Origin of the sequence: Paraburkholderia fungorum (genome assembly GCF_046027215.1) — a bacterium.
Lineage (GTDB): Bacteria > Pseudomonadota > Gammaproteobacteria > Burkholderiales > Burkholderiaceae > Paraburkholderia > Paraburkholderia fungorum_D.
This window is the reverse complement of record NZ_JAQQEN010000002.1, coordinates 1,277,694-1,299,805: the sequence shown is the minus strand read 5'-3', so window position 1 is coordinate 1,299,805 and position 22,112 is coordinate 1,277,694. Positions and strand designations below refer to the sequence as shown.

The window sequence follows — 22,112 nt, the reverse complement described above, 5'->3', positions numbered from 1 at the left end:
CAGTTTGTTGTTCTATTAGATGGAACTTTATAAAAAACCGTGCTAGGATGGCAGCACAAGTTCCAATTATAGAAACAAGGAGACAATGATGCTCACACGACGCAAATTCATTTCCGCAGTAGCCGCCTCATCCGTTTTCGCGCCCTCACTGCTGAGAGCGGCCACGAACAGTTTCACGTACGTGGGCTGGTCCCAGGACGAAGCGGCCAGCAAGGCCACACTAGGCAAGATTTTCGAGCAGTTTCAGCAAGGCGACCCGGGGGCGGCGGTCAAGGTCGTGGGGTTCCCGTATGGGCAGATGCAACAGAATCTGTTTCTGCGACTGCGTGCGCATCAGCCAGTCGACGCGGCCCAGCTCAACCTGCAATGGCTGCCGCAGTTCGGCGCGACCGGCAAGATGGTCGACTTCAACGATATTTTCGGCAAGGCCGCGCTCGAAAAGGTCATCGACCCAGCCATCCTGCGGCTTGGCCAATTCAGGGGCAAGCAACTGAGCATGCCGTGGACTGCGGGCTCGATCGGCCTGGTCGCCAACGTGGCCATGCTGAAGGAAGCCGGCGTTCGCGAGACGCCCGTCACGATTGACGCATTCCTCGAATCGCTCAAGGCGGTCAAGGCGAAATTCCCGGAAGCCGTGCCGTACGCCATATCGACTAAAGACAATGCCTCGATGGCGGCGGACTTCCAGACCTGGCTGTGGACCTTCGGCGGCCAGGTCTTCAACGAGCACGGACAGGTGGCGGTCAACAGCCCCGCTGGCGTGCGCGCTCTCGGGTTCATGAGCGACCTCGTGAAAGACCGTCTGGCCGCAAAAGACACGGACCGTTACGACGCCCGCCGCCTGTTCGCGCAGAACCGCTGCGCCTTCTATCAGGATGCACCGCTTGCGCGCGGTTTCGCCCGCGACAATTCCGGTAAAGGCGCCGCCTTCGACGTGAACGTTGAATCTATCGCGACACCGGTTGTGAAGAAAGGTGATGTTCCGCGCTCGTTTGCGTGGGGGCATCTGCTCGGCAGTTTCGCGGAAGACAAGCAAAGTCTCGATGTGAAGTCGGCGCCTGCCCGCTTCGTTTCGTATCTCAGCATGACTGACGAGCCGCAACTCGAGTATTTCCGCCAGATTGGTCTGTTCCCGGTCACCCGAAGCGCGCTCGCCAAACTATCCGGCGACCCGTATGTCGCGAACTGGACCAGGAACGCAAAGAGCGCCACACGCGACGAGCTTGCGTCCTACCCGAATGTCGCGGACCTGACGGTGATCGTCGGCGAGCAGGTGCAAGCCGCCGTGCTGGGGCAAAAGACGGCTGCGGAAGCAATCGACACCATGGGCAAACGGCTGAGTGCCGCCATCGTATAAGCGGGTGGCGACGCCTGACCAGCGAGTCAGGCGTCGCCACGAATGAACGCGTGCCCGTGCGTTAATCCTTTACACGAACCCGGTTCCTATGAACAAGGCTAGCCTACTCTCGATGCAGTCCGATCTACGGGCGGCAAAGCAGCGTCGATCACTGAAGTCGCACGAAAGAAGAATTGGATTTGCTTTCGCGCTGCCTTCGCTGATTGCATTCTTCGCCGTTATCCTGATTCCGTTTCTTCAATCGCTCAAACTCTCTTTCTATCGCTACACGATAGAAATGGATACGCCGCGCTTTGTCGGTCTGAGTAATTTCAGAAAGCTGCTGGGCAATCCCGACACCCTGTCGATCTGGTTAAACACACTGACGTTCGTGGTGCTGACCACCAGCATCACACTCGTACTCGGTCTCGCGTGGGCGGTCGTGCTCAATCAGTCATTCAGGGGCAAGGCATTTCTGCGCGCGCTCTCGCTGTTGCCCTGGGTTCTTCCTTCGACCGTTACTGCATTTCTTGCCGCGTGGATCTTCAATGGCCAGTACGGCATTCTCAACGCGATTCTGTTGCAGTTGGGCGTGATTACCGAACCTGTGCCATGGCTGGCCGAAGCGCATTCGGCGATGGCGGCCGTGGTCCTCACGCGCGTCTGGGTGTCGGTGCCGCTCTTCATGGCGTTCTTCCTGGCGGGTCTGCAGGGCGTGTCGCAGGATCAGATGGACGCGGCGCGAGTCGACGGTTGCGAAAACATCGGCGTTTTCCGCTACGTCGTGTTACCCCATCTCGCACCGACGATCATCATCGTGACCATACTCGGCGCAATGAGCAACCTGCAGGCATTCGACGTGATCTATGCGCTCACCCAGGGCGGCCCGGTCAAGGCCACGACGATGCTGTCCATCGAAGTCTACAAGCAGGCGTTCCAGAACTGGGATGTCGGCAGCGCATGCACGATCGGCGTGCTGTGGTTCCTGACCATTGCGATTCCGTCGATCTTCTATCTGCGCATTCTGTTCAAACGGGAGAATTAAGGAATGTTGCTTCTCAATAACTGGCGAGCAAGAAGCGGTTTCATGATGCTGTTGCTCGTGATTGGCGGCTTTCTGTTTCTGCCGATCGTCTGGATGCTGCTGACGTCGATCAAGCCCGAAGGCGAAGTGTTCGTGCGCATTCCGTCGATATTGCCGCACGTCCCCACGCTGGAAAACTATCGTTCGCTTTTCGGCCACAGCGAGACCGCGCTGCAACTGCGCAACAGCCTGATCACGGCGGGCGGCGGCGCGCTTCTCACCGTGGCGCTGTCGACCTACGCGGCGTATAGCTTCGCCAAGTTCCGCTATTTCGGCCGCAAGCCGCTGATGTTCATGATGCTCTCGGCACAGATGTTCCCGTTTGCCATGTTGCTGATCAGTGTCTACCCGATGTTGCAGTGGGCTGGCCTGCTCAATACGCGGCTGGGTTTGATCATCGCTTACATCATCCTCGCGCTGCCGAGCGGCACCTACATGCTTTACAGCTATTTCATCAACATTCCGAACGAAATCATCGAGGCGGCCCGCGTCGATGGGGCGAGCGAGGTCTACATCCTGCATCGCATCGTGTTGCCGCTCGCGATTCCCGCGATGGTGACCGTCGGCCTGTATTCGTTCATGTGGGCCTGGAACGATCTGCTTTTTTCGCTCACGCTCATCACGTCCCCTGAGTTGCGCACGGTCGGCCCTGGCCTGCTGCTGAGTTATCTGGGTGAAGGCCGCGCGAACTGGGGCGGCGCGATGGCCGAATCCATCGTCATCTCGCTGCCTGTCGTGCTCGGGTTTGCTTTCCTGCAGCGCTACTTCATCAAGGGACTCACCGCTGGAGCAGTCAAATCATGAGACTTGAGAACAAGGTTGCGATTGTCACCGGCGCCGGTCAAGGTATCGGCCGTGCGATTCTCGAGCGGTTCGTGGCCGAGGGCGCGCGGGTGGTCGCGATTGAACTGTCGGATGCGAGCGCCGGGCGCGCAATCGCCGGCCTGCCGCCTGAGCGCGTCGAGATGCTGTGCCTCGACGCGCACCAGCAATCGACTGTTGATGAAGCGATTCGCGTTGCAAGAACGCGTTTCGGCGGACTCGATGTGCTCGTCAACAACGCCATTCAGTACGCGACAGCGAGCCTCACGAACGAGACCGACGAAGGCTGGGCCCGCACGATCGATTCGGCGCTGGGTGCAACGTTTCGTTTCTGCCGCGCCGCGATGCCGGAAATGATCACACGGGGTGGCGGATCGATCATCAATGTCGCGTCGATCAACCAGATCGTCGCGAATCCGGGTCTTGCCGCGTACACCGCCGCCAAGGGTGGCGTGCGGGCCCTGACCAAGCAGATCGCCGTCGAATTCGGCGTGCAGCGCGTGCGCTGCAACTCGATCTCGCCGGCTTTCATCGCGACAGAGCGCACAGTCCGGGGACTCACGCCGGCGGATCTCGCGGCCGTCGCGCAGAGCTATCCGTTGGGTCGCATCGGCGAGCCCGCCGACGTCGCCAATGCGGCGCTCTTCCTCGCCAGCGATGAGTCTTCGTTCATCACGGCAGTGGACCTTCCAATCGATGGCGGCTTGACGTCGCTCGCAGCGAGCGCGCTGTTGTCGAACCATATTCGTACCTCGTGGGGACTTCCTGCCCTGCATATCGCGGAGAACAAACAATGACGATAACGAACGCCCACAAACCGCTTGTTGGCGTGTTTCCGGTGCTGCCGACGCCGTTCGAGGAGAACGGCAATCCTGACGTGGCCAGCCTGCGCAATCTGGTGCGCTACCTGATCAAGGCCGGAGTCGACGGCATCACCTATCCGGGCGTCGCGAGCGAGTTCGGGCAGTTGAGCGTCGACGAACGGCTCATGCTGACCAACATCGTGCTCGACGAAATCGGCGGCCGTGTGCCCCTGGTTGCCGGCGTTTCAAGTACGGATGCCGAGGTGACCATCCAGCTCGCGCAGGCGACCTCCCGAAACGGCGCGGCGGCACTCATGATCGCGGTCCCACCTGACAGGCCGACCGCGCAGGCGCAGATCGAGTTCTTCAGCCGTATTGCGGCCGCCGTACCGCACACACCCATCATGCTGCAGAACGTGCCGGCGCCTGTCGGCGCAGGTCTCGATCCCCACGTGCTGATCGAAATCCTGACTGCGGTGCCGGCTATCCGGTACATCAAGGAAGAAACCCTGCCGAGCGGGCAGCGGCTCTCGATCCTCAAGGACAGTGCGCCGCAAACGATGCTGGGCGTGTTCGGCGGCGCGGGTGGCCGCTACATCACGGACGAACTACGGCGCGGCGCATGTGGAACGATGCCGGCGATCGAACTGGCGGAGATTCATGTGGCGCTGTTTAAAGCCCATAGCGCAGGGCAAAGCGAACAGGTGAGGGCGCTGTTCACGCGCATGCTGCCGATCCTGAACGTGCAGGCGGTGTTTCGCTGGTCGCTGACGAAGTACGTTCTGCATCGGCGCGGACTGATCAAATGCAGATTGCAGCGCGCCTCGGGTCCTTTGCTCGACGCGGCCGATACCTCCGACGTCGACGACTTCCTGCGCGACATCGACGATCTGCTGATTCCTCAGCAAGCACTTTCCACCATCGGAGGCGAGCTACATGGCACAGCTTGAATTGCGTCGGATCAGTAAATCGTTCGGCGACGCTTCCGTCATTCAGAACATCGACCTGCATGTTGCCGACGGCGAATTTTGCGTGTTCGTCGGACCGTCGGGATGCGGAAAGTCTACGTTGCTCAGATTGATCGCGGGGCTCGAGGAAAGCACGTCCGGCACGATTTCAATCGGCGGCAACGATGTCACGGCGATGCAGCCGGCGAAACGCGGGATCGCGATGGTGTTTCAGTCGTATGCCCTTTATCCGCACATGAGCGTCGCGGAAAATATGGGGTTCGGCCTGAAGATGGCGAATCTGCCGAAGGGGCGCATCGAAGAAAAGGTTCAGGAAAGCGCGCGTATTCTGCAAATCGAGCATCTGCTGGCACGAAAGCCAAAGGATCTTTCCGGCGGTCAACGTCAGCGTGTGGCGATTGGCCGGGCGATCGTGCGCGAGCCTTCGCTATTTCTGTTCGACGAGCCGCTCTCCAATCTGGACGCTGCGTTGCGGGTGGAAATGCGGCTCGAGCTTGCTCGCATCAAGGAAGAGCTTGGCACGACATTCGTCTATGTGACGCATGACCAGGTCGAGGCGATGACGCTCGCGGACAAGATTGTCGTGCTGCGCGACGGAAAAATCGAACAGGTGGGGCGTCCGCTCGATCTGTACCACCGTCCAGCGAACCGGTTCGTCGCGGGCTTTATCGGGTCGCCGAAAATGAACTTCATTGAGGTGTCGGCAACGCCGATGGATTCGACGTCGGCTAAAGTGGAGTTGCCGGCCGGCCACGTATGCATTCCGGTGACGAAACGGGTGACTGACCGGACCCTGACTCTGGGTGTGCGGCCCGAGCATTTGCGGATCGTCGACAAACAGGATGCGTCGCTGATCGGAGAAATCAACTTCGCCGAGCGGCTCGGCAGCGAGACGTTCGTCTACGTGAAGACAGTGATGGGAACAATCATGGTGAAGGTCGACGGCACCACGACCTGCACGAAGGGCGACCTCGTCGGGCTCGCATTCGCCGCTGAAACACTGCATCTTTTCGCGGGCGACGGTTCGCGTATTTCCGCATCCTGATCAATCACGACTCGTTCGATATGACTATCTCACCCAGAATAGCGTCGGTCGAAACCTTCATCGTTTCGATCCCTCGTGATGTGCCTTACCTCGGCGGCCTCGGCCAGGACGAACAGGTCAACAGCCGCGGCTACCTGATCCGCAAGGGCAATAGAACGATCTATCCGGCAACTGACATGTCGGTGCTCATCAAGCTGACCGCGGACGACGGCACGGTCGGCTGGGGCGAGACCTATGGGATCGTGGCGCCCGAGGCCGTGACGGCGATCATCGACGACGTGCTCGGGCCGGCTGTGATTGGGCGCGATCCGCGAGACGCTGTCGTGATTCAAGAAGATCTGTACGACATGATGCGGGTGCGCGGCTTTTTTGGCGGCTTCTACGTCGATTCCATTGCGGGCGTGGACATCGCAATCTGGGATCTGTTCGGGAAGCTGGTCGGGCAGCCGGTCGTCAAGCTCATCGGCGGGCAGCGTCAGACGTCGATTCCGGCCTATGTGTCGGGCCTTCCGGGCCGCACGCTCGACGAGCGCGTCGCGCTGGCGAGCTCGTTCGTGGATAAGGGGTTCACCGCATTCAAGTATCACGCGGCAGTGTCCTTCGACGGAATCGTCGACGAAATGCGCGCACTTCGGCAAGGACTCGGCGAGCGCGTGCAACTGATGGTTGATTTGCACTGGAAGTTCACGGCGCAGGAAGCGATCCAGCTTGTCGACCAGCTGACGCCCTATCGTCCTTATTTTGTCGAAGCGCCGTGTCAGCCGGAAGACATCGAGGGCCAGGCGCACGTCGGTGCGCATATCCGTGTGCCGCTCGCGCTGGGCGAGGAGTGGCGCACGGTCTACGAATACCGCACGCGGCTGGAAAAACGCGCCATGTCGATCATTCAGCCTGAAATGGGGCATATCGGCATCAGCCAATTCATGCAGATCGCGCGGATGGCCAATGCGTTCCATATGAAGGTGATTCCACACGCGAGCATCGGTATCGGCATCTTCCAGGCGGCGAGCCTGCATGCAGCCGCCGCGCTTCCCAATGCGCCGATGCACGAATACCAGCATTCGGTTTTCGATCGCAACCTGCAATACGTGGAAACGACCATGCGTTGCGTCGATGGAGCATTCCAGCTGCCCGAGGGCCCCGGACTCGGTATCGAGCCAGGCGAGAAAGTGTGGCAGCACATTCGGCCGAAGCCCACAGTGTAGAAACAGAACTGGCGCAGTGTGAATGAATCGTTTCCCACTGCGCCAGAATATACCGCCAGATTTCTTTCAGTCTATTAATAAGGATCCCATAGTATGAATCCATCATTCATCAGTCTCGACTGGGGAACGTCGAGTTTGCGCGCCACGCTGGTGTCGGCAGAGGGCGGAATCGTTGAGGCGAGAAACGCCGCCGGCGGCGTGATGTCCGTGAAGGACCGGCAGTTTGAGGCGTCACTGCATGGAATCTGCAGCGACTGGATCGATCAGTTCGGCTGTCCGATCGTGGCAAGCGGCATGATCGGCAGTCGTCAAGGCTGGGTGGAAGCGCCTTACCTGGACTGTCCGGCGACGCCCGCCGCGGCCGCCCGCGCGTTCACGACACTATCGATCTCGAACAAGGTCGACATGCATATCATTCCCGGACTGCGTTGCGGCTCGGGAGCGTCGATGTACGACGTTATGCGTGGAGAAGAAACGCAGATCTGGGGCGCGGACGTGGAACCCGACAGTGTGTGCGTTCTGCCCGGTACACACAGCAAATGGGCCTTCGTGGGTGAGCAGTCGAGGATTACCCGCTTCGCTACCTATATGACGGGGGAGTTGTACGGTTTGCTCACCAAGCACGGCATTCTGGGCAGGCTGATGGAGTTTGGTATCAGAGATAACGAAGCCTTTGCTCGCGGTGCAACGCTCGGCTTGCAACAATCTTCGCAAGCCACGCACGTACTCTTTGCTGCGCGCACGGCGGGTCTGATGGGCGAAGAGCATGCGGCCGGATTGCCTGACTATCTGTCGGGTATCCTGATTGGGCTGGAAGTGGCGAGCGCCATGGCTGCGGAGAACGTGAGCGACGAACGACCCATCGTCCTCATCGGGGACGACGATTTGTGTTGCCGCTATGAAGCTGCGCTGCAAATTGCGGGCTTGCAGTCGGTTCGTGCACGGGACGGCGCCACCATTCAGGGTCATGTGCGGGTCGCCAGAGAAGCCGGCATCTCGGTGTGTGAGTCTGCCTGAAAATCCGGGTGCGGCTAACGCAGCAACAGGGTGCGCTTAACGAGCTCGGATCAGAGGGCGCATCACGTCACGCGTGCAGCAGTTCAACCGGAGGTGCGGGCACGCTCGACAATCGGATATGCATCTCGGTGAGCGTGGCGAGGAACTCTCCAACGGATGCGACCAGGATACTTTCGTCGCTTTTGAAAGAGCCGATCCTCGTCGTCCTATACAGGTTCAGGAATGAAATGGCCTCGTCACTGGGCATCGCGATTGAAAGCTTGTCGATGATTTCTGGGTGCGCGAAGAACTGGTTGACGCATTCGTGATGGAAGGCATGGTCGATGACGAAGGAGCGAGCTTCCGGGCCGTATCGTTGCCGGGCGGTAGTGGAAGCGAGCGTACACACGAAGGGGGCGAGGCGAGTGTAGCTAGCGACGTATTCGTCCAGAGGCTCGACGAAGAGTTTCTGCGAATGCCGGCTCGCGATACCGACGAGAGATGCACGACCGCCGCTTACGCGGACGACCGTGCAGTGGTCTACCGCGATAGCCGTATTCAGCGCTGCAAGCAACGCGCTAGCGAATCTGCCTGAGCCGGCTGTCCGAAGACTTTCAGCAAACAGTCCGGCGCTTAGGAGATGGCACGGTTCGTTCCACATGGTCCTGAGATATCCTGTTGATCACTGTCTTTTTGCAAAGCGAGTGTGCTTGCGTTCATGACAATCTGATTGGGCCGTGAAGAGGGACACGCATTGCGGGTGTCTTCATTCACCGGCAGGCGGCGGTACGCAAAGCCGCTTGTTGCCGCGCACCCGATCTCAGACGGCTGTCACCATCGCTAGCATCAGGTAGGGATATATCTCGTCATAAGTTGCCGGCGGGTCACCGGTTACCGCTTCGTCACCCGCGCAGGGCGGTGCGGATTGCGTCGCCATTTCATTGGCGCAAACCTGGTCGGTGCCGCTGACGGTTGAATGTGCCGGGCGGTTAAAGAGCGTGAACATGATGGACTTCCTTTCGGTCAGATCAGACGAACTGCTGATTCGCATGACCCATATTCGCCGAAGGAAATGAGGAGAGAATTAGCGCACGTCGATTGCGCCGGTCCTGACCTCACTCAGGCTTGCAGCCGGCGTCGTCAACGAGCTGCGCGTGCTCAATTGTGGCATCCAGGAGTTCTGCGGTATTGCTTATACCTTCGGTGGACGTAGCCAACGCTTTCAGACGACCGTCGATGAGCAGCGATGCAAGGCCATGGACAAAGGCCCAGGCCACCGTCATCGCGATCGCCTGCGCGACATCCAGCCGATCAAACGTCACGGTTTCGCCCAGTGCGCATTCGGGCGGGTCGTCGAAGACACCCATTAGCGCGCGTGCGGACAGCTGCCTAGCGTCGACCAGCGAGGCTCGTGTGTGGTCGAGCAACTCGCTGCGAAACATCAGACGAAACAGGTCGGGGTTGTCGACCGCGAAGCTGGCGTAACCGCGTGCAATGGCCTTTCGGCTGGCCAGCCCCGCTGGGATGCCCTCCGCTTTGGCCGCCACGGACGCCGCCAGCCGCCGGTGGCCGCTGGCGGCAAGTTCGCCGAGCACGCCTGCCGTGTCGCCGAAATGGTGCTGGGGGGCGGTATGCGAGACGCCCGCCTCACGGGCGATGGCGCGCAACGTCATGCTACCTATACCGTCGCGGCGCAAGACGGTCTCGGCCGCTTCCAGCAGCGCTTGCGGAAGCGACCTGTGGTGATAGGGTCTGTCTCGCCCGGGTCGCGCGATACTTTTTCTGGTTTTTGTGTCTGGCGGCACAGGAGCCTTGCGGTCTGTCGAGAATGCGCCTCACCTGTCATGATCGTGCCTGGCTGGCCTGGCTCAGCCGGTAGCCGGCGATCAGCCCAATGTCGTAGGCCGTTTCCAGCGCACGCACGACGTTTTCAGCGCAGACGACATATCGTGCGTCTGCGCGATCAGTGGCAGAAGTCAATGCGTCGACGCCGAAACATTCGTTGACGATCTCTCTCAACGTGTTCAGACGTTCGTCAGTAGGCGCGGTTATGCGTGCCGGTGCGTTCGGGGTCATGGCGTGGGGAGCTTGGTCAAGTTAGTGAGCCTTATGTTTCCATAGTAAAGATTATGGTTAAAGATTCAGCATCGGTCAAGTGACGAATCTTCGAAGTTAGCCACGGCCATTGGGTCACCGCGCTGTTTTGTCGTGGCGCGTCAGTCGCCAAACGTGGCTTTTATATCGCGTCCAGTCTGCTCGGCTTCCTCGATTAGCCAGTCGAGAAATTGCCTGGTTGCAGGGGAGTCCGCGGCAGCGCGCTTCCAGCAAATGAAGTACGGGAACGGCATGGGTAGGGAGATCCTGAACGGCGCAACCAGTTCGTGTCGCTTGATGCGATCAATGGCAAAAAAGCCCTGTCCCAACGAAACGCCTCTTCCGCGAATTGCCGCATCGATCGCCATGCCGGACACTGAGTAAGTGAGGGGCGCCAGCACTTCGGGCAGAGGCACGCCAACTGCGTGCAACCAGTGTTCCCATGTTGGTGGCGACATGTTTGCCCATCCCCATTCGACGTGAATGAGCGGGTAGCGCAAGATATCCGCCGGTTGCGAGATCGGCTTTTCCGCCTGCAACAGCGAGGGTGAAAATACGGGTGCGATTCTGTCCGTAAAGACGACGTGATAAGGCGTTCCGTCATTCGGTAGCGGCCCATACGTGAGCCGGACATCGGCACTTCTCGCGCCGATACTGGTTTCGTGATCGACGACCTCGACATGGACTTGCACGTGAGGGCAGATGGTGTGCCACGTGTCCAGTCTGGAGGCAAGCCAATGCGTCGCCACGGACGGAAACGTCATCAGGGTGAGTCGACGGCCGGTCTGCGCCTTGAGCACCGCCTGGGCGCTATGGAAGGACTCGAATCCCCGGGAGATGTGCGAGTGGTACAGCTCGCAGAGCGGGGTTGGTCGCAAGCCCGTGTTCTCGCGCTCGAATAGCGCGACCCCGAGAAAATCTTCAAGAACGCGAATCTGCTGACTAATCGCACCCGGCGTCACGTGAAGGGCCTCGGCGGCGGCCACGACGCCTCCGTAACGAATGACGGCATCGAATATCTGCAAGGCTCGAAGAGGAGGAAGGCGATTCATGTCGTTGATCTGGCAAATACTATTGTGAAGCCAGTCTAGCAAAGACTGATCGCCACCTCGACGCGCAACGGCATCATGCAATGCCGCACGCTTACGGCTTCACATCGGTCTTGAACCACTTTTCGGACAACCGCGTCACGGTACCGTCTGCTAGTGCTGCCGTGATGGCTGTGTCAAATTTTGCTTTCAGATCCGTATCCTGTTTGCGAAACCCAAGACCTTCTCCAGGCCCCCAGATCGCGCCACCGATCGTGGGTCCGGCAATCCGGATTCGGGCGGTCTGCTTGTTGTCGGCGATTCCGGCGTAATAGGTGACGTCGTCGAAGGCCATGTCGATGCGTCCGTTGACCAGGTCGAGGTCACGTTCAGCCGAGGTCTTGTAGAGGCGTACGGAAGTGATGTCCTTGAAGTTGTCGGTGATGAATTTGGTGTACACCGTGCCGGATTGAATGCCGATCGATTTCCCTTTCAGTTGATCGCGCAGCGGGGCGATCATGGGTCCATCGGTTTTGGGGGTGCCAGTCAGCTTGAGGGCAGCGGTTTTTTCTGTCGTGCTCGCCAGGCCATGCCCATCTATCGCCGCGAATGCGGCCGGCGTTGCAGCGTAGGGCCTGGAGAAGGCAATGACCTGTTGACGTTCTGGCGTGATGGCAAGGGCATCCATCACAACATCGAATTTGCCGGCCTGCAGGCCGGTAATGAGGCCGTCAAAGTCCTGGGCGACTGTTTCGCATTGCAGGTTGACCCGCTTGCAGAGATTGTCGATTAATTCCGGTTCAAATCCCGAGATTTTTCCATTCGGCAAGGTCAGATTCCACGGAGCATAACTGCCTTCCAGGGCAACCTTCACGGTTGTCCATTCCTTTGCCTGAGCGCCGTTTCCCGCCAGTGCCAACACGCCGAGAAAAGTGACGAGAGAAGCCTTCAGGACGTTTGTGGAAATCGTATTCACATTACACCTCCATAGTGTCGAATCAAGGTTGTGCCTGGATTGGAAGTGCCCGCTTCGCCGTATTTCGCGGCATCGCGGGCGTTACGGGCATTACAGGTATTGCGGGGCTTTAGCCGTGCAATGTGCCGGCGATGTTTTCCACGATGCTCAGCAGCTCGCCCTGTTCGACGAGCCGGTGAACGCCCATCATGTCGGGATAGAAAAACCGGTCGCTTTCCGCAGTCGGGGCCACCTGTCGAATGCGCGCATACACCGCCGCGGTGGCGGGTGATGCGTCGGCTGGATCGAAGAAGTCCAGCGCCTGGGCGGCGGTGAGCAACTCGATCGCCAGTACATGCTGCAACTTCTGCGACGTTGTGTAGGCTTTTCGTGCCGCGTGATAGGCGAAGCTCACGGGGTCTTCCTGATTGCCGCTCGTGGGCACGCTGTCAACGCTTGCTGGTTGAGCAAGGGTGCGCATCTCACCCAGCAATCCGGCCGCCGTGTACTGAATGATCATGTAACCGCTGTTCAGCCCGGGATCCTTTGCGAGGAACGCGGGCAGTTCGCTAAGGTACGGGTTGACGAGGCGGTCGGTTCTGCGCTCCGAGATCTTTGCGAGCGTGGTCATGGAGATGCAAAGGAGATCGCACGCGATGCCGACGAACGTACCGTCGAAGTTGGCACCGGAGATCGCGGTACCGTCATCGCCGTCGGGGTAGATGACAGGATTGTCGCCGCACGATCCCACTTCATCGAGAATCGAGTCGTACGCGTCCTTGATCGCCCGCTTGGACGCCCCATGCACCTGAGCAATGCCGCGCAGGCTGTAAGCGTCCTGCAGCCTGTAATCGACAAAGCGATCGCATAGCGCACTGCCGGCCAGCAGCCGCCGGATGTTATCGGCCGTGTTCTGCTGATCGAGATGTTTCTTGACGGAGTGATAGCGGGCATCCAGCGAGCGCGTGGTTCCCTTGAGCGGTTGCAGGGACATCGAGGCGGCAATGTCCGCAACCTTCGAAAGCTCGATTGCGTTGTAAAGCGCCAGCATCCCGATCGCGGTCACTGACGTGGTGCCGTTGGTGAGCGAAAGCCCCTCCTTGCAGCGCAGCGAGTGCGGTTTCAGCCCCGCTCGCTCCAATGCCTCCGCGCCACTGATGCGTTCACCGCGGTAGAAAGCTTCTCCTTCGCCGATCAGCACGAGCGCCATATGTGCCTCGGGCGCGAGATAACCGACCGAGCCGTCGCCCGGTGCGAACGGCGTGATGTCGTTGTTCAGCAGCCCGGCGATCTGCTGCAGCAATTCGAGGCTTACGCCGGAATAACCCTTGCCGAGGCTGATCAGCATCATCAGGAGCGTGGCTCGGACTACTTCACGAGGCAGCGGTTCGCCGACCGAGACGGCGTGGGAGCGCACGATATTTCGCTGAAGCTGCTCCGCGTCCGCGGGGCTGATGACGCGGGTCGAATTTGCGCCGAAGCCGGACGTCACACCATAAACAAGGCGGTTCTGACTCAGAAAAAGATCGACCAGGCGACGCGAATTCAATACGCGCTCGCGATAAGCGGATGAAAACTTTATCTGTGCGCCATGTCGGGCGACGGCAATGAATTGCTCGATCGAAATATCCGATTCTCCGAGCTGGACCTCGGATATTTTGGCGGGTCGAGATTCGGTGTGCGTCAAACTCATTCTGAATTCCCTCTGTCAAGTGCATGAAATGAAGTAATTGGCAAAGCCAGCGTCAAAGCGGGGTGTGTGCCAGAGATCATTGCAGGGCAGAGTAGCGTTGGCCGGTGTTGACGCACAAACGATTTGATTTGAGTTCCGTATTTAGTTTTTCTAAAGTCGAATTGATTGCGGAATTTTAAATATCAGAAGGATGAATTATTTTTAATTCGAGAAAATAGTTTATCGGATTTTTTGAGGTGCACCAGGAAATCCAGATATTTAGATATCTGATCCAGGTAATTCTTTTATTCTGGATTATTGCGCCGATGTGCGTATCCACGAGCGGCTTCGTCTCTGCGATTTTTATAAGGCGGTCAGATAAATTTTCGGCCGGCGGTGCGCCGACATTCTTTAGGCATGCCGTGAATACGTCGTTGTCGCGCGGCTCTGACATGTAGCGGTGCCGCGCCATTCGGCCCGCTTAGCTCGGGGCGGGGCGGATATGCCCCGGTGTGATCATCCGATCAGGAATAGTCCTTAAAAGCCTTGGCTGTGGTCCAGTCGGGCCAGGTCAATTCCCACAGGCGATGAATCTTCTCGTCGACATACGTGGCGATCAGCACGACCTCGTATTCCACCGGATCTTCATTGGGCCGTTGCGTTTTGATCCATACGCGCGCAGCGACGCTCGTCGCGCTTTCAACCCATGCTGCTTCGTCGTAGCGGACCGCGTAGGTAATCGGTGTTGCGTAGACTCTTTCGTGGCCCTTGGCGAATGACTCGTAGTCCTGCGACTGGCCATTGGTTTCGAGCAGGAAGTCCGCATGGTAGTAGTGCGGGATCTGCGAAGCGTCCTTCTTAAGGACCATTTCGCTGAACATGCTCTGCAAAAGCTTTCTGGTTGAAGAAATAGACGTCATGGTAAATGTGCCGCAAAAGGCGGAGTAAAAGTAGAAAACGGCCCCGCCACGCGGTGATGTCTGTCAGCCAATGATTCTGCGCCGTTCAATATGTCCGGCGACGTGTCGAGGAACTCGCGTAAAAAGCGAACGGCTGATGGTTCATTTCGAGCATCCGCATGCGGTTCTCAAGGTCGACGAAATCGACCGATGCGCCAAGGAACGCGTCGCGTTCCCGGTCTTGCGACCTGATGAGCAGCGAGCCCAGTGTTCTTGCCAATTTCTCAAACATGATGTTTTCCGTTCTTTGGTGCGGCGCGCGGTGAACTAGTGTTCCCCTTTGGCGCAGCGGTTGCGACGAGTCTGGTGAGTAGCCTGGAATTGAAGCGCTGCCCGTCGATGAACTGCATCGTAAACGCCGATAATGAGTGGAAAATGAGCGCTAAATCACTGTGGTTCCCGCAATACGGGCGGCCGTACGCCGACCTCTACGAAAGGCCGGATCTTTGTCGTCTAGTAATAAAGGTAGGCAAGGACCAGCGCGAGCGCGGCGAAATGAAATATCGCGCCGGCAGCGACCAGAAAATCAAATATCAGCTCGCATTCCATGAAGCGTGATTGTTCGACCAAATCGTCGCTGTTCATCCAGCCTGTGTCGAGTGTTGGGTTACGTGTGTGAGTCATTTTTTATTGCCGTGGGTTGCGCGCTGTTTTAAATACCTCGCTTGTCTGCTGGAGCGGGTCAACCTGCTGTCCATGTAGACAATTGAGTAGCTTTCTGAGGCGGCACACGGATTCACGTCAGCACTGTGTGAACGCCAAGGCGATACGCTGCCACTGAAGAGTTAGCTACGAATTAACCCATTCAACGCGCCTCATCCGGCAACAGGCGTGCACCGGCTCAGCTTCGCCTAACTTTCGGGCTTTACGATAAAAACCTGTCGACGAGGCACGCTTCGAGAGTCGCGATGTCGGTAGACCCCGCATCTGTTGAAACGCGATTCATCGCTTTTGAACAGTCGCATCAAGCCACTTGTTTTTGGAGAGCACTATGTTCGCCTATTTTTTGCTGTCGCAGATTAGCCGGTTGTTTGATCGCGCTGTCACACGTCACCACGCATACCGTCGGCAACGCTAGTAGTGGGTCAGTTGCACATTTCAAGGAGGGATCGTAGCCGTGCGCGTTTTGCTGGTCGAAGAAGACATCGAAGTTGGTGAAGGTCTTATTACTGCGTTGGAAGATGAAAAATATCGTACCGACTGGGTACGCGATGCATCTGAAGGACGACGCGCACTCGATTCAACCGTCCATACGGTCGCTCTCGTCGACATTGGAGTACATGGCGGCGGTGTCGATCTGATCCGCCGCCCGCTGCTCGCGGGCTCGTCCGTACCTGTGTTGGTCATTTCTGCGTGCGACGACCTGGGCAAACGGATCGAAGCGCTAGACGCGGGCGCTGCCGACTTCATCACCACGCCGCTGCACGTCAAGGAATTGATCGCGCGAATTCACGCTGTAGTACGCCGAAAGGCAGGCTACGCATCATCGCAAATGGTGAGCGGTCCGGTCACGCTCGACCTCAAAAGCAGGGCGCTCAGTTTCGGTGGCCGCTCGAGCACACTTGCCGCAGGGGAATTCTGCATGATGCAGCGATTCTTCGAACATCCCGGTGCGATTGTCTCTCGCGAGGAATTGCAGAAACGGCTGTACGGCTGGGAAACGGAGGTGGAAAACAATGCTGTCGACGTACTTATATTTACTCTGAGACGTAAATTCGGCACCGGGCTCATTCGTAATGTTCGAGGTCTAGGTTGGGCGCTCGGTGAAACAGAAGCGCGCGCTGCATGACTGGCTCCGCGTGTTGGGCGCGAGCCGGTTCGCTGTCTGAAGATCAATACCCATGTCAAACGCCGACTAGCGATGACAGTCAGGTAACGCCGTGCTTCAAGGGCTGACACCGATCTCGCTCGTGCCCTTGGGCGCGACGATTGCAGGCGGCACGGCGGGCTGTGGCGCGCGACGTTCCGCATCCGCACCGATCAATCGCGGATGCACCGGAAAATCCGTTTCATGCATGGCATAACGCTTGAGCAGTTCCCAATATCCGCCCCGCATCACGAAGCCTCCGTTCTTTGCCGCATAAGCATCGCGCCGGCTCCAATACGCATGGGGCAGGTGATACCACGGCAGATGCGGCAGATCGTGATGGACGAGGTGATAGTTATTGTTCAGATAAAGAAGCCGCATCAGGAGGCCCGCTTCATTAATGACCGTCCGGTACCTGGGGTTGCGAGCCGCACGATGCTCGTACAGCGATCGAATCATCGCCAGAGAGAGGGCAGGCCATGTCACCGCCAGCAGGTAGTACCACCACGCTATGCCCGCGAAGAACTGCAGCCACGCAAGCAGCACGGTGACGAGCGCCGCGTGGATGACCCACGTAGCCGCATAACGCCGGTCGCCACACCGCCATTCATCGAACGCTCCCGCGAGCAATGTCACGACGCTGAGCGGTGGACCGACAATCAACCTGCCAACGAAACTCTTGCGCATACGCCATAAGGCACGTTGCCATGGCGTTGCATGCATCCATTGTTCCGGCAGCACGTAGTTGCTCTCAGGATCCACGTTCGGAACGGTGAGACTCTCATCGTGATGATGCGCGATGTGAGTATCGCGATAGATCGCGTAGGGATACCAGATTGCAAGTGGGATACTGCCGAGCAACTTGTTGACCAGCGCGGACCGCGCCGGATGACCGTGAAGCAGTTCGTGCTGAAGTGACATGTGCCACGTGCACAACACGATGAGTAACGGCATCGCGGCCAGCATCGATAGCAGTCCGCGATGCACGAGCAGCACGACGGCGAGCCATCCGCCGTGAATCAGCACGATCAACAGCCAGGTGGGCCATTCCGTACGCGCTGTAAAAGTTGCGCCCAGCGATGCAATGTCTCGTGCATGCGCTTCGTCAAGGTACTCGGCCATTCTCTTCTCGAACAGGGCTGTTGATCACGGACGCAAATCTAGGCCGTGTCTATGAGCCGAGAATTAAGCCCACCCAGTTGAAGAGAAGATAATTTGCTGCTAATTGTTGATGTGGAAAATTCGGTATGTCGGTGCGCTGAAGCCCTGACTTTTGCCTCGCGCGCCTCGCGCGGGAGAAACCGCTGGATCAATACGTCACCGTGCGAATCCTAAAGCACGCCCGGACGAGCCGCGACACCATGGTCGAAGTCAAACCGTGGCCGCCGGCATATGTGCCTGCACGCCCCGTTACCGGGAGAAGGAGGCGCATCGTGAAGTACCCCCACGCTCATGCAGGTTCGGTGCCCCCCAAGGGGGCGGCTACGTCCGTTAGCGCGCGCTGGCAGGAGGCATCATGACCACGGCAGCGGACTATCTGGTCGATGCCCTGACGCAGGCCGGCGTGAAGCGCATTTACGGCGTGGTCGGCGACTCGCTGAACGGCATCTCCGATTCGCTCAGGCGTTCCGGCGAGATCGACTGGCGCCGTTGAACCGTAATGCTTCATTGCCTGCCATCAGGGAGAGACGGCGATGTCGAGTGGTGTGCGCCGTAGGCGCCATGCGTGGATGGTCCTGATGTCGTGCGCGATGCTGATGCTGACCGCCTGTAGCGACGCGCCGTCGGTCGGCGTGCTGGGCGCGTATTTTCCGGACTGGCTGTTTTGTATCGTGGGTGGCGTGCTGCTGGTCGTATGCGTGCACGTGCTGCTTTCGCGAAGCGGCCGCGGCGCCTGGCTCGCGCCGCCCGCGATCGTCTACCCGGCGCTGACGGTGCTGTTTTCGATCGCGCTCTGGGTCGCGGGCTTCAACCTTTAACCCGTGTAGCTCCTTTAACCCCTTCAACCTTTAGCTGACCGTGTGACCATGACTGCTGCCCAAAGCACGGACGCCGGAAAGCAGCGTCCGCGAACCTGGCCCGCCATACTGCTGATCGTGCTGGCCGTGATCGCGGTCATCGCCGTGATCTGGCGCGTGGATACCGTGCCGCGCACGGACGACGCCTATGCGTACGCGGACACGATCGGCGTCTCGCCCGAAGTCAGCGGCAAGATCGTGACGCTCGCTGTGCGCAACAACCAGGCGGTGAAGCAGGGCGATCTGCTGTTCGAGATCGACCGGCGTCCGTATCAATTCGCGTTGCAGCGCGCCCAGGCGGCGCTTGCGCAACTCGATGCGCAGATCCCTCTGACGCAGCGCACCGTCAATGCACAAGGATTCAGCGCCGACGCTGCGAAGTCGGCGGTCGTGCGCGCGCAGACCGCCGCGAAGCAGGCGGGGGACACGCTGGCGAGAATGGAGCCGCTGATCGCCAAGGGCTACATTTCCGCCGACGAACTGGAGCGCGCGCGCACCACGCAACGCGCGGCACTCGCCGAGCTGGCGGCCGCGCAAGCGCAGGCGCGCGAGGCTCAGGCGGCGGTCAGCAGCGTCGCCGCGCTCGTCGCGCAGCGCGCGGTGCTGACAGCTGAAATCTCGACGGCGCAGCTCAATCTGGAATACGCGACCGTGCGCGCGCCGTTCGATGGCCGCGTCGTCGAGTTGCGCACGTCCGTCGGGCAATTCGTGTCCGCGCAAAAGCCCGTCTTCACGCTGATCGATACGCGGCATTGGTACGTGATCGCCAATCTGCGCGAGAACGAGCTCGGCAACATCCGGCCCGGCACCCGCGCGACCGTTTACCTGATGAGCAATACCCGCATCCGTTTCAGCGGTTCGGTGGACTCGATCGGCTTCGGCGTCGAGCCGCCGGACGGCGGTGGCAGCGCGAACGGTCTGCCGAGCATTCAGCGCAGCATCAACTGGGTGCACGTCGCGCAGCGTTTTCCCGTGAAGATCCTGGTCGATCATCCCGATCCGCAGATGTTCCGGATTGGCACGTCCGCTGTCGCCGTGCTGCAGCCTGACCGTCGCGATAGTCAGGACAATCGCGACAATCGCGCGACGCCCAATGGAGCGCCGTCATGAGCGGTCTCGACGGCGTCGGCCGTCATCTCGCGTGGCCGCGTCCGCTCGGGCGACTGGCAGGCTTCCTGCGCGCGGAGCTTGGCGGGTTTCCGGGGCGCGCCAACGTGACCATGCGCAGCGTGCTCGGCTGCGCGATCGTGATTGTCGTGTCGATGACCTTGCAGGTGCCCGAGCTGGCGTTATCGCTGATCGTGGTGTTCTTCGTCACGCAGTCGAACATCGTGCTGACCCGCCTCGTCGCATTGATGGCTTTGATCGGCACGACCTGCGCGATCGCCTGCATCATCGGCGTCTACCAGCTGACGTTCGACTACCCGCTGCTGCGCATCATCATCGCAAGCGCGATCTTTTTTTGCAGCGCCTATCTGATGCGGGCCGTGGCGAAACTGGGGCTGGTGTTCTTTCTCGTCTCGCTGATCGTGATTTACGCGCAGACCTTTGCCGATCTGACCGATAACGCGGAAGCGCTGGTGCGTGACTGTCTGTGGGTGTGGGTGGCGGTCAACTACTCCGTTGTCCTGTCGCTGACCATCAACACGCTGTTTCTGCCAGCCGAACCGGAGCAGCAGTTGCGCGCCGCCATGCAACGGCAGCTCGCGACGGCCCATGCGCGGCTCGCGGGCATGATCGACGCGAATGCGGCGGCCGTGCGGATCGGCCCGCTCGATCTCGAGCGCGGCGCGCTGGCGTTGCAGAAGCTGTTGCGCTTTTCGTCCATGCGTCACCGCTACAGCCAGGAAGATAACTCGGCGAGGTTGGCCTGCGTGACCGTGGTATCGCGCATCTTCGAAGCTGCTGCGGTGCTGCCTGACCATGCCCATGGAGTCACGCTCAACGCCGGGCAGATCGGTGCCATCCGCGCGGTGCAGGACGAACTCGTATCGCTCGAACACGCAATCGGCGATGACGCGCAATGGCCGCACTGGAGCGTACCTGGGAGCGTGCCGGTGTCGACCTCGATACCGGCGCTCGACGCGATGCAGCGCGCGCTCAACGCGTTCTCCGACGCTACACGGAGTGCCGTCGCACCGACGCCGCCGGATGATGCGGCCGCCGGCAGTGCAGCGGAGAAAGGGGAGAAAGGGGAGAGAGGGGCGAAAGCGGAGCAGGCGACGAAACCGGCGCCGCCCTCTGCACAGCCCGAACCGGATATCTTCGCGAATCCACGCTACGCACGCTTCTCGTTGCGTACGCTGTTCTCGGTACTGATCTGCTACGTGTTCTACAACGCGGTGAACTGGCCGGGCATCCACACGATCATGCTGACGTGTCTCGTGGTCGCGCTGCCGAGCCTAGGCGCGTCGAGCCGCCAGGGCGTGCTGCGGATCAGCGGCGCACTGATCGGCAGCGCGCTGGCGCTGTTCATGGTCGCGTTCGTGATTCCGCACCTGGAAAGCGTGACGGGGCTGCTGCTGATGAGCCTGCCCGTGATCGCGCTCGGCGCCTGGGTGGCGGCGGGTTCCGAGCGGAGCGCCTATGCCGGGATCCAGATCATGTTTACGTTCGCGCTGGCGCTACTCGAATCGTTCTCGCCGCCGTCCGATCTCACCGAGATCCGCGACCGGATCGTCGGCATCCTGCTGGGCGTGGGCGTGGCAACCTTCATCCAGATGTCGATGTGGCCTGAAGGCGAAGCGGATGCGCTGCGCACGCAACTAACGTCGATACTGCGCAAGATCGCGGCGCTGGCGCGAATCGAGGCGAAGGCGCTGCAGAGCGGCCCACGTGCGACGGATTCGGCTGCGGTGGTTCAAACGTGGGCCATGCTCGCGGACTCTCAGATGGTGCTGGCGCGCGTCGCGCTCGAACCCGACTGGCGCGAGGGCGAGACGGCGCGGATTACGCTGCTGTCGCAGACGGTGCTCGCGCAGAGCCGTGCGATGCTTGTCGCAATCGAAGCGTTTCATCACGAAGCGATGACCGGCGCATCGACAGGCGCACCGATGGAGGGTGCAGCGAAGTTTCAGTCGGATGTCGCGGATACACTGGAGCGATATGCGTCACAGCTCGCGACCGAGCCACCGGCCGCGACGACGCCGGCGCCGCTCGACCCGAGTGGGCTGCGCACCGCGCCGGCAGAGGCAGCGGGCAGGGCAGGCGCGGAAACGCTGGAACGGCTCGCGCTTCGGATCGACGCGGCACTCGCCGGGCTGCCGCGCTGGTGGGCCGACGAGCGTGGGTCCGTCGAATTCGCGAGTGTGGGGTGATTG

Annotated in this window: 23 protein-coding genes and 1 pseudogene; 14 read left to right on the top strand and 10 right to left on the bottom strand. The window is 59.9% G+C overall.

What is annotated here, in order from left to right; genetic code table 11:
* The first annotated feature begins 85 nt into the window (after nt 1-85).
* The 8 genes from PQR27_RS26435 to PQR27_RS26400 all read left to right on the top strand — a co-directional run bounded on the left by PQR27_RS26435 (nt 86) and on the right by PQR27_RS26400 (nt 8,280).
* A complete protein-coding gene (locus tag PQR27_RS26435) occupies nt 86-1,357 on the top strand; it encodes an ABC transporter substrate-binding protein (protein ID WP_408526563.1) in 1,272 nt (423 codons plus the stop codon).
* Nucleotides 1,358-1,445: 88 nt separating this feature from the next.
* Nucleotides 1,446-2,381, top strand: a complete 936-nt coding sequence (locus PQR27_RS26430) for a carbohydrate ABC transporter permease (protein WP_408526562.1) — start codon at nt 1,446-1,448, stop codon at nt 2,379-2,381.
* 3 nt (nt 2,382-2,384) lie between these two features.
* Nucleotides 2,385-3,224, top strand: a complete 840-nt coding sequence (locus PQR27_RS26425) for a carbohydrate ABC transporter permease (RefSeq protein ID WP_408526561.1) — start codon at nt 2,385-2,387, stop codon at nt 3,222-3,224.
* On the top strand, nt 3,221-4,039 hold the full coding sequence (locus PQR27_RS26420) for an SDR family NAD(P)-dependent oxidoreductase (protein WP_408526560.1): 819 nt from the start codon (nt 3,221-3,223) through the stop codon (nt 4,037-4,039). The genes PQR27_RS26425 and PQR27_RS26420 overlap by 4 nt, the downstream gene beginning before the upstream one ends.
* Complete coding sequence (locus PQR27_RS26415; RefSeq protein ID WP_408526559.1) at nt 4,036-4,995, top strand: dihydrodipicolinate synthase family protein; 960 nt, start codon at nt 4,036-4,038, stop codon at nt 4,993-4,995. The genes PQR27_RS26420 and PQR27_RS26415 overlap by 4 nt, the downstream gene beginning before the upstream one ends.
* The gene (locus PQR27_RS26410) at nt 4,982-6,058 is read left to right on the top strand and encodes an ABC transporter ATP-binding protein (protein WP_408526558.1); all 1,077 of its coding nucleotides are present in this window, start codon (nt 4,982-4,984) and stop codon (nt 6,056-6,058) included. Before PQR27_RS26415 ends, PQR27_RS26410 begins: the two co-directional genes overlap by 14 nt.
* Nucleotides 6,059-6,078: 20 nt before the next feature.
* Nucleotides 6,079-7,263 carry a mandelate racemase/muconate lactonizing enzyme family protein gene (locus tag PQR27_RS26405; protein ID WP_408526557.1) on the top strand — a complete coding sequence of 395 codons (1,185 nt, stop codon included), beginning with the start codon at nt 6,079-6,081 and terminating at the stop codon, nt 7,261-7,263.
* A 93-nt stretch (nt 7,264-7,356) separates the two neighbouring features.
* Nucleotides 7,357-8,280, top strand: coding sequence for a 2-dehydro-3-deoxygalactonokinase (locus PQR27_RS26400; protein WP_408526556.1), 924 nt, complete (start codon nt 7,357-7,359; stop codon nt 8,278-8,280).
* A 67-nt stretch (nt 8,281-8,347) separates the two neighbouring features.
* Here the strand turns inward: PQR27_RS26400 and PQR27_RS26395 are convergent, their stop codons facing one another.
* The 9 genes from PQR27_RS26395 to PQR27_RS26355 all read right to left on the bottom strand — a co-directional run bounded on the left by PQR27_RS26395 (nt 8,348) and on the right by PQR27_RS26355 (nt 15,199).
* The gene (locus PQR27_RS26395; RefSeq protein WP_408526555.1) at nt 8,348-8,920 is read right to left on the bottom strand and encodes a hypothetical protein; all 573 of its coding nucleotides are present in this window, start codon (nt 8,918-8,920) and stop codon (nt 8,348-8,350) included.
* Nucleotides 8,921-9,079: 159 nt separating this feature from the next.
* Entirely contained in the window at nt 9,080-9,265 is a 186-nt protein-coding gene (locus tag PQR27_RS26390) for a hypothetical protein (RefSeq protein ID WP_408526554.1), read from the bottom strand.
* A 109-nt stretch (nt 9,266-9,374) separates the two neighbouring features.
* On the bottom strand, nt 9,375-10,064 hold the full coding sequence (locus PQR27_RS26385) for a TetR/AcrR family transcriptional regulator (protein WP_408526553.1): 690 nt from the start codon (nt 10,062-10,064) through the stop codon (nt 9,375-9,377).
* A 37-nt stretch (nt 10,065-10,101) separates the two neighbouring features.
* Nucleotides 10,102-10,335 carry a hypothetical protein gene (locus PQR27_RS26380; RefSeq protein WP_408526552.1) on the bottom strand — a complete coding sequence of 78 codons (234 nt, stop codon included), beginning with the start codon at nt 10,333-10,335 and terminating at the stop codon, nt 10,102-10,104.
* Between the two features lie 140 nt (nt 10,336-10,475).
* Nucleotides 10,476-11,405 (bottom strand): LysR substrate-binding domain-containing protein, encoded by a 930-nt coding sequence (locus tag PQR27_RS26375; RefSeq protein WP_408526551.1) that lies wholly within the window; start codon nt 11,403-11,405, stop codon nt 10,476-10,478.
* 91 nt (nt 11,406-11,496) lie between these two features.
* Entirely contained in the window at nt 11,497-12,357 is an 861-nt protein-coding gene (locus PQR27_RS26370) for a transporter substrate-binding domain-containing protein (RefSeq protein WP_408526550.1), read from the bottom strand.
* Nucleotides 12,358-12,466: 109 nt separating this feature from the next.
* Entirely contained in the window at nt 12,467-14,029 is a 1,563-nt protein-coding gene (gene hutH / locus PQR27_RS26365; protein ID WP_408526549.1) for a histidine ammonia-lyase, read from the bottom strand.
* A gap of 503 nt (nt 14,030-14,532) precedes the next feature.
* On the bottom strand, nt 14,533-14,889 hold the full coding sequence (locus tag PQR27_RS26360) for a hypothetical protein (protein ID WP_408526548.1): 357 nt from the start codon (nt 14,887-14,889) through the stop codon (nt 14,533-14,535).
* Between the two features lie 124 nt (nt 14,890-15,013).
* Entirely contained in the window at nt 15,014-15,199 is a 186-nt protein-coding gene (locus tag PQR27_RS26355) for a DUF3563 family protein (protein WP_408526547.1), read from the bottom strand.
* A 74-nt stretch (nt 15,200-15,273) separates the two neighbouring features.
* On the opposite strand from PQR27_RS26355, the gene PQR27_RS26350 reads away from it, so the two are divergent.
* Both PQR27_RS26350 and PQR27_RS26345 read left to right on the top strand, forming a co-directional pair.
* The gene (locus PQR27_RS26350; protein ID WP_408526546.1) at nt 15,274-15,525 is read left to right on the top strand and encodes a hypothetical protein; all 252 of its coding nucleotides are present in this window, start codon (nt 15,274-15,276) and stop codon (nt 15,523-15,525) included.
* A gap of 559 nt (nt 15,526-16,084) precedes the next feature.
* Nucleotides 16,085-16,756 (top strand): winged helix-turn-helix domain-containing protein, encoded by a 672-nt coding sequence (locus PQR27_RS26345; RefSeq protein ID WP_408526545.1) that lies wholly within the window; start codon nt 16,085-16,087, stop codon nt 16,754-16,756.
* A gap of 96 nt (nt 16,757-16,852) precedes the next feature.
* Here the strand turns inward: PQR27_RS26345 and PQR27_RS26340 are convergent, their stop codons facing one another.
* Nucleotides 16,853-17,896: a fatty acid desaturase gene (locus PQR27_RS26340; protein ID WP_408526544.1), complete on the bottom strand. Its 1,044-nt coding sequence runs from the start codon at nt 17,894-17,896 to the stop codon at nt 16,853-16,855.
* A gap of 394 nt (nt 17,897-18,290) precedes the next feature.
* Between PQR27_RS26340 and PQR27_RS26335 the strand changes: the two are divergent.
* From PQR27_RS26335 to PQR27_RS26320, 4 genes and pseudogenes are all read left to right on the top strand, one after another.
* Nucleotides 18,291-18,419, top strand: a pseudogene (locus PQR27_RS26335) (thiamine pyrophosphate-binding protein); the annotation flags it as partial.
* A 49-nt stretch (nt 18,420-18,468) separates the two neighbouring features.
* Entirely contained in the window at nt 18,469-18,753 is a 285-nt protein-coding gene (locus PQR27_RS26330; RefSeq protein ID WP_408526543.1) for a YtcA family lipoprotein, read from the top strand.
* Between the two features lie 48 nt (nt 18,754-18,801).
* Entirely contained in the window at nt 18,802-19,902 is a 1,101-nt protein-coding gene (gene mdtN / locus PQR27_RS26325; RefSeq protein WP_408526542.1) for a multidrug transporter subunit MdtN, read from the top strand.
* The gene (locus PQR27_RS26320; protein WP_408526541.1) at nt 19,899-22,109 is read left to right on the top strand and encodes an FUSC family protein; all 2,211 of its coding nucleotides are present in this window, start codon (nt 19,899-19,901) and stop codon (nt 22,107-22,109) included. Before mdtN ends, PQR27_RS26320 begins: the two co-directional genes overlap by 4 nt.
* Nucleotides 22,110-22,112 lie beyond the last annotated feature (3 nt).

Excerpts from the sequence above, each read along its gene's own strand:
- PQR27_RS26395 (WP_408526555.1), bottom strand. The coding sequence starts at position 8,920 with ATGTGGAACGAACCGTGCCATCTCCTAAGCGCCGGACTGTTTGCTGAA.
- hutH (WP_408526549.1), bottom strand. The coding sequence starts at position 14,029 with ATGAGTTTGACGCACACCGAATCTCGACCCGCCAAAATATCCGAGGTC.
- PQR27_RS26340 (WP_408526544.1), bottom strand. The coding sequence starts at position 17,896 with ATGGCCGAGTACCTTGACGAAGCGCATGCACGAGACATTGCATCGCTG.
- PQR27_RS26390 (WP_408526554.1), bottom strand. The coding sequence starts at position 9,265 with ATGTTCACGCTCTTTAACCGCCCGGCACATTCAACCGTCAGCGGCACC.
- PQR27_RS26405 (WP_408526557.1), top strand. The coding sequence starts at position 6,079 with ATGACTATCTCACCCAGAATAGCGTCGGTCGAAACCTTCATCGTTTCG.
- PQR27_RS26375 (WP_408526551.1), bottom strand. The coding sequence starts at position 11,405 with ATGAATCGCCTTCCTCCTCTTCGAGCCTTGCAGATATTCGATGCCGTC.
- PQR27_RS26415 (WP_408526559.1), top strand. The coding sequence starts at position 4,036 with ATGACGATAACGAACGCCCACAAACCGCTTGTTGGCGTGTTTCCGGTG.
- mdtN (WP_408526542.1), top strand. The coding sequence starts at position 18,802 with ATGACTGCTGCCCAAAGCACGGACGCCGGAAAGCAGCGTCCGCGAACC.
- PQR27_RS26400 (WP_408526556.1), top strand. The coding sequence starts at position 7,357 with ATGAATCCATCATTCATCAGTCTCGACTGGGGAACGTCGAGTTTGCGC.
- PQR27_RS26420 (WP_408526560.1), top strand. The coding sequence starts at position 3,221 with ATGAGACTTGAGAACAAGGTTGCGATTGTCACCGGCGCCGGTCAAGGT.
- PQR27_RS26320 (WP_408526541.1), top strand. The coding sequence starts at position 19,899 with ATGAGCGGTCTCGACGGCGTCGGCCGTCATCTCGCGTGGCCGCGTCCG.
- PQR27_RS26430 (WP_408526562.1), top strand. The coding sequence starts at position 1,446 with ATGAACAAGGCTAGCCTACTCTCGATGCAGTCCGATCTACGGGCGGCA.
- PQR27_RS26360 (WP_408526548.1), bottom strand. The coding sequence starts at position 14,889 with ATGTTCAGCGAAATGGTCCTTAAGAAGGACGCTTCGCAGATCCCGCAC.
- PQR27_RS26355 (WP_408526547.1), bottom strand. The coding sequence starts at position 15,199 with ATGTTTGAGAAATTGGCAAGAACACTGGGCTCGCTGCTCATCAGGTCG.
- PQR27_RS26380 (WP_408526552.1), bottom strand. The coding sequence starts at position 10,335 with ATGACCCCGAACGCACCGGCACGCATAACCGCGCCTACTGACGAACGT.
- PQR27_RS26425 (WP_408526561.1), top strand. The coding sequence starts at position 2,385 with ATGTTGCTTCTCAATAACTGGCGAGCAAGAAGCGGTTTCATGATGCTG.
- PQR27_RS26435 (WP_408526563.1), top strand. The coding sequence starts at position 86 with ATGATGCTCACACGACGCAAATTCATTTCCGCAGTAGCCGCCTCATCC.
- PQR27_RS26410 (WP_408526558.1), top strand. The coding sequence starts at position 4,982 with ATGGCACAGCTTGAATTGCGTCGGATCAGTAAATCGTTCGGCGACGCT.
- PQR27_RS26330 (WP_408526543.1), top strand. The coding sequence starts at position 18,469 with ATGTCGAGTGGTGTGCGCCGTAGGCGCCATGCGTGGATGGTCCTGATG.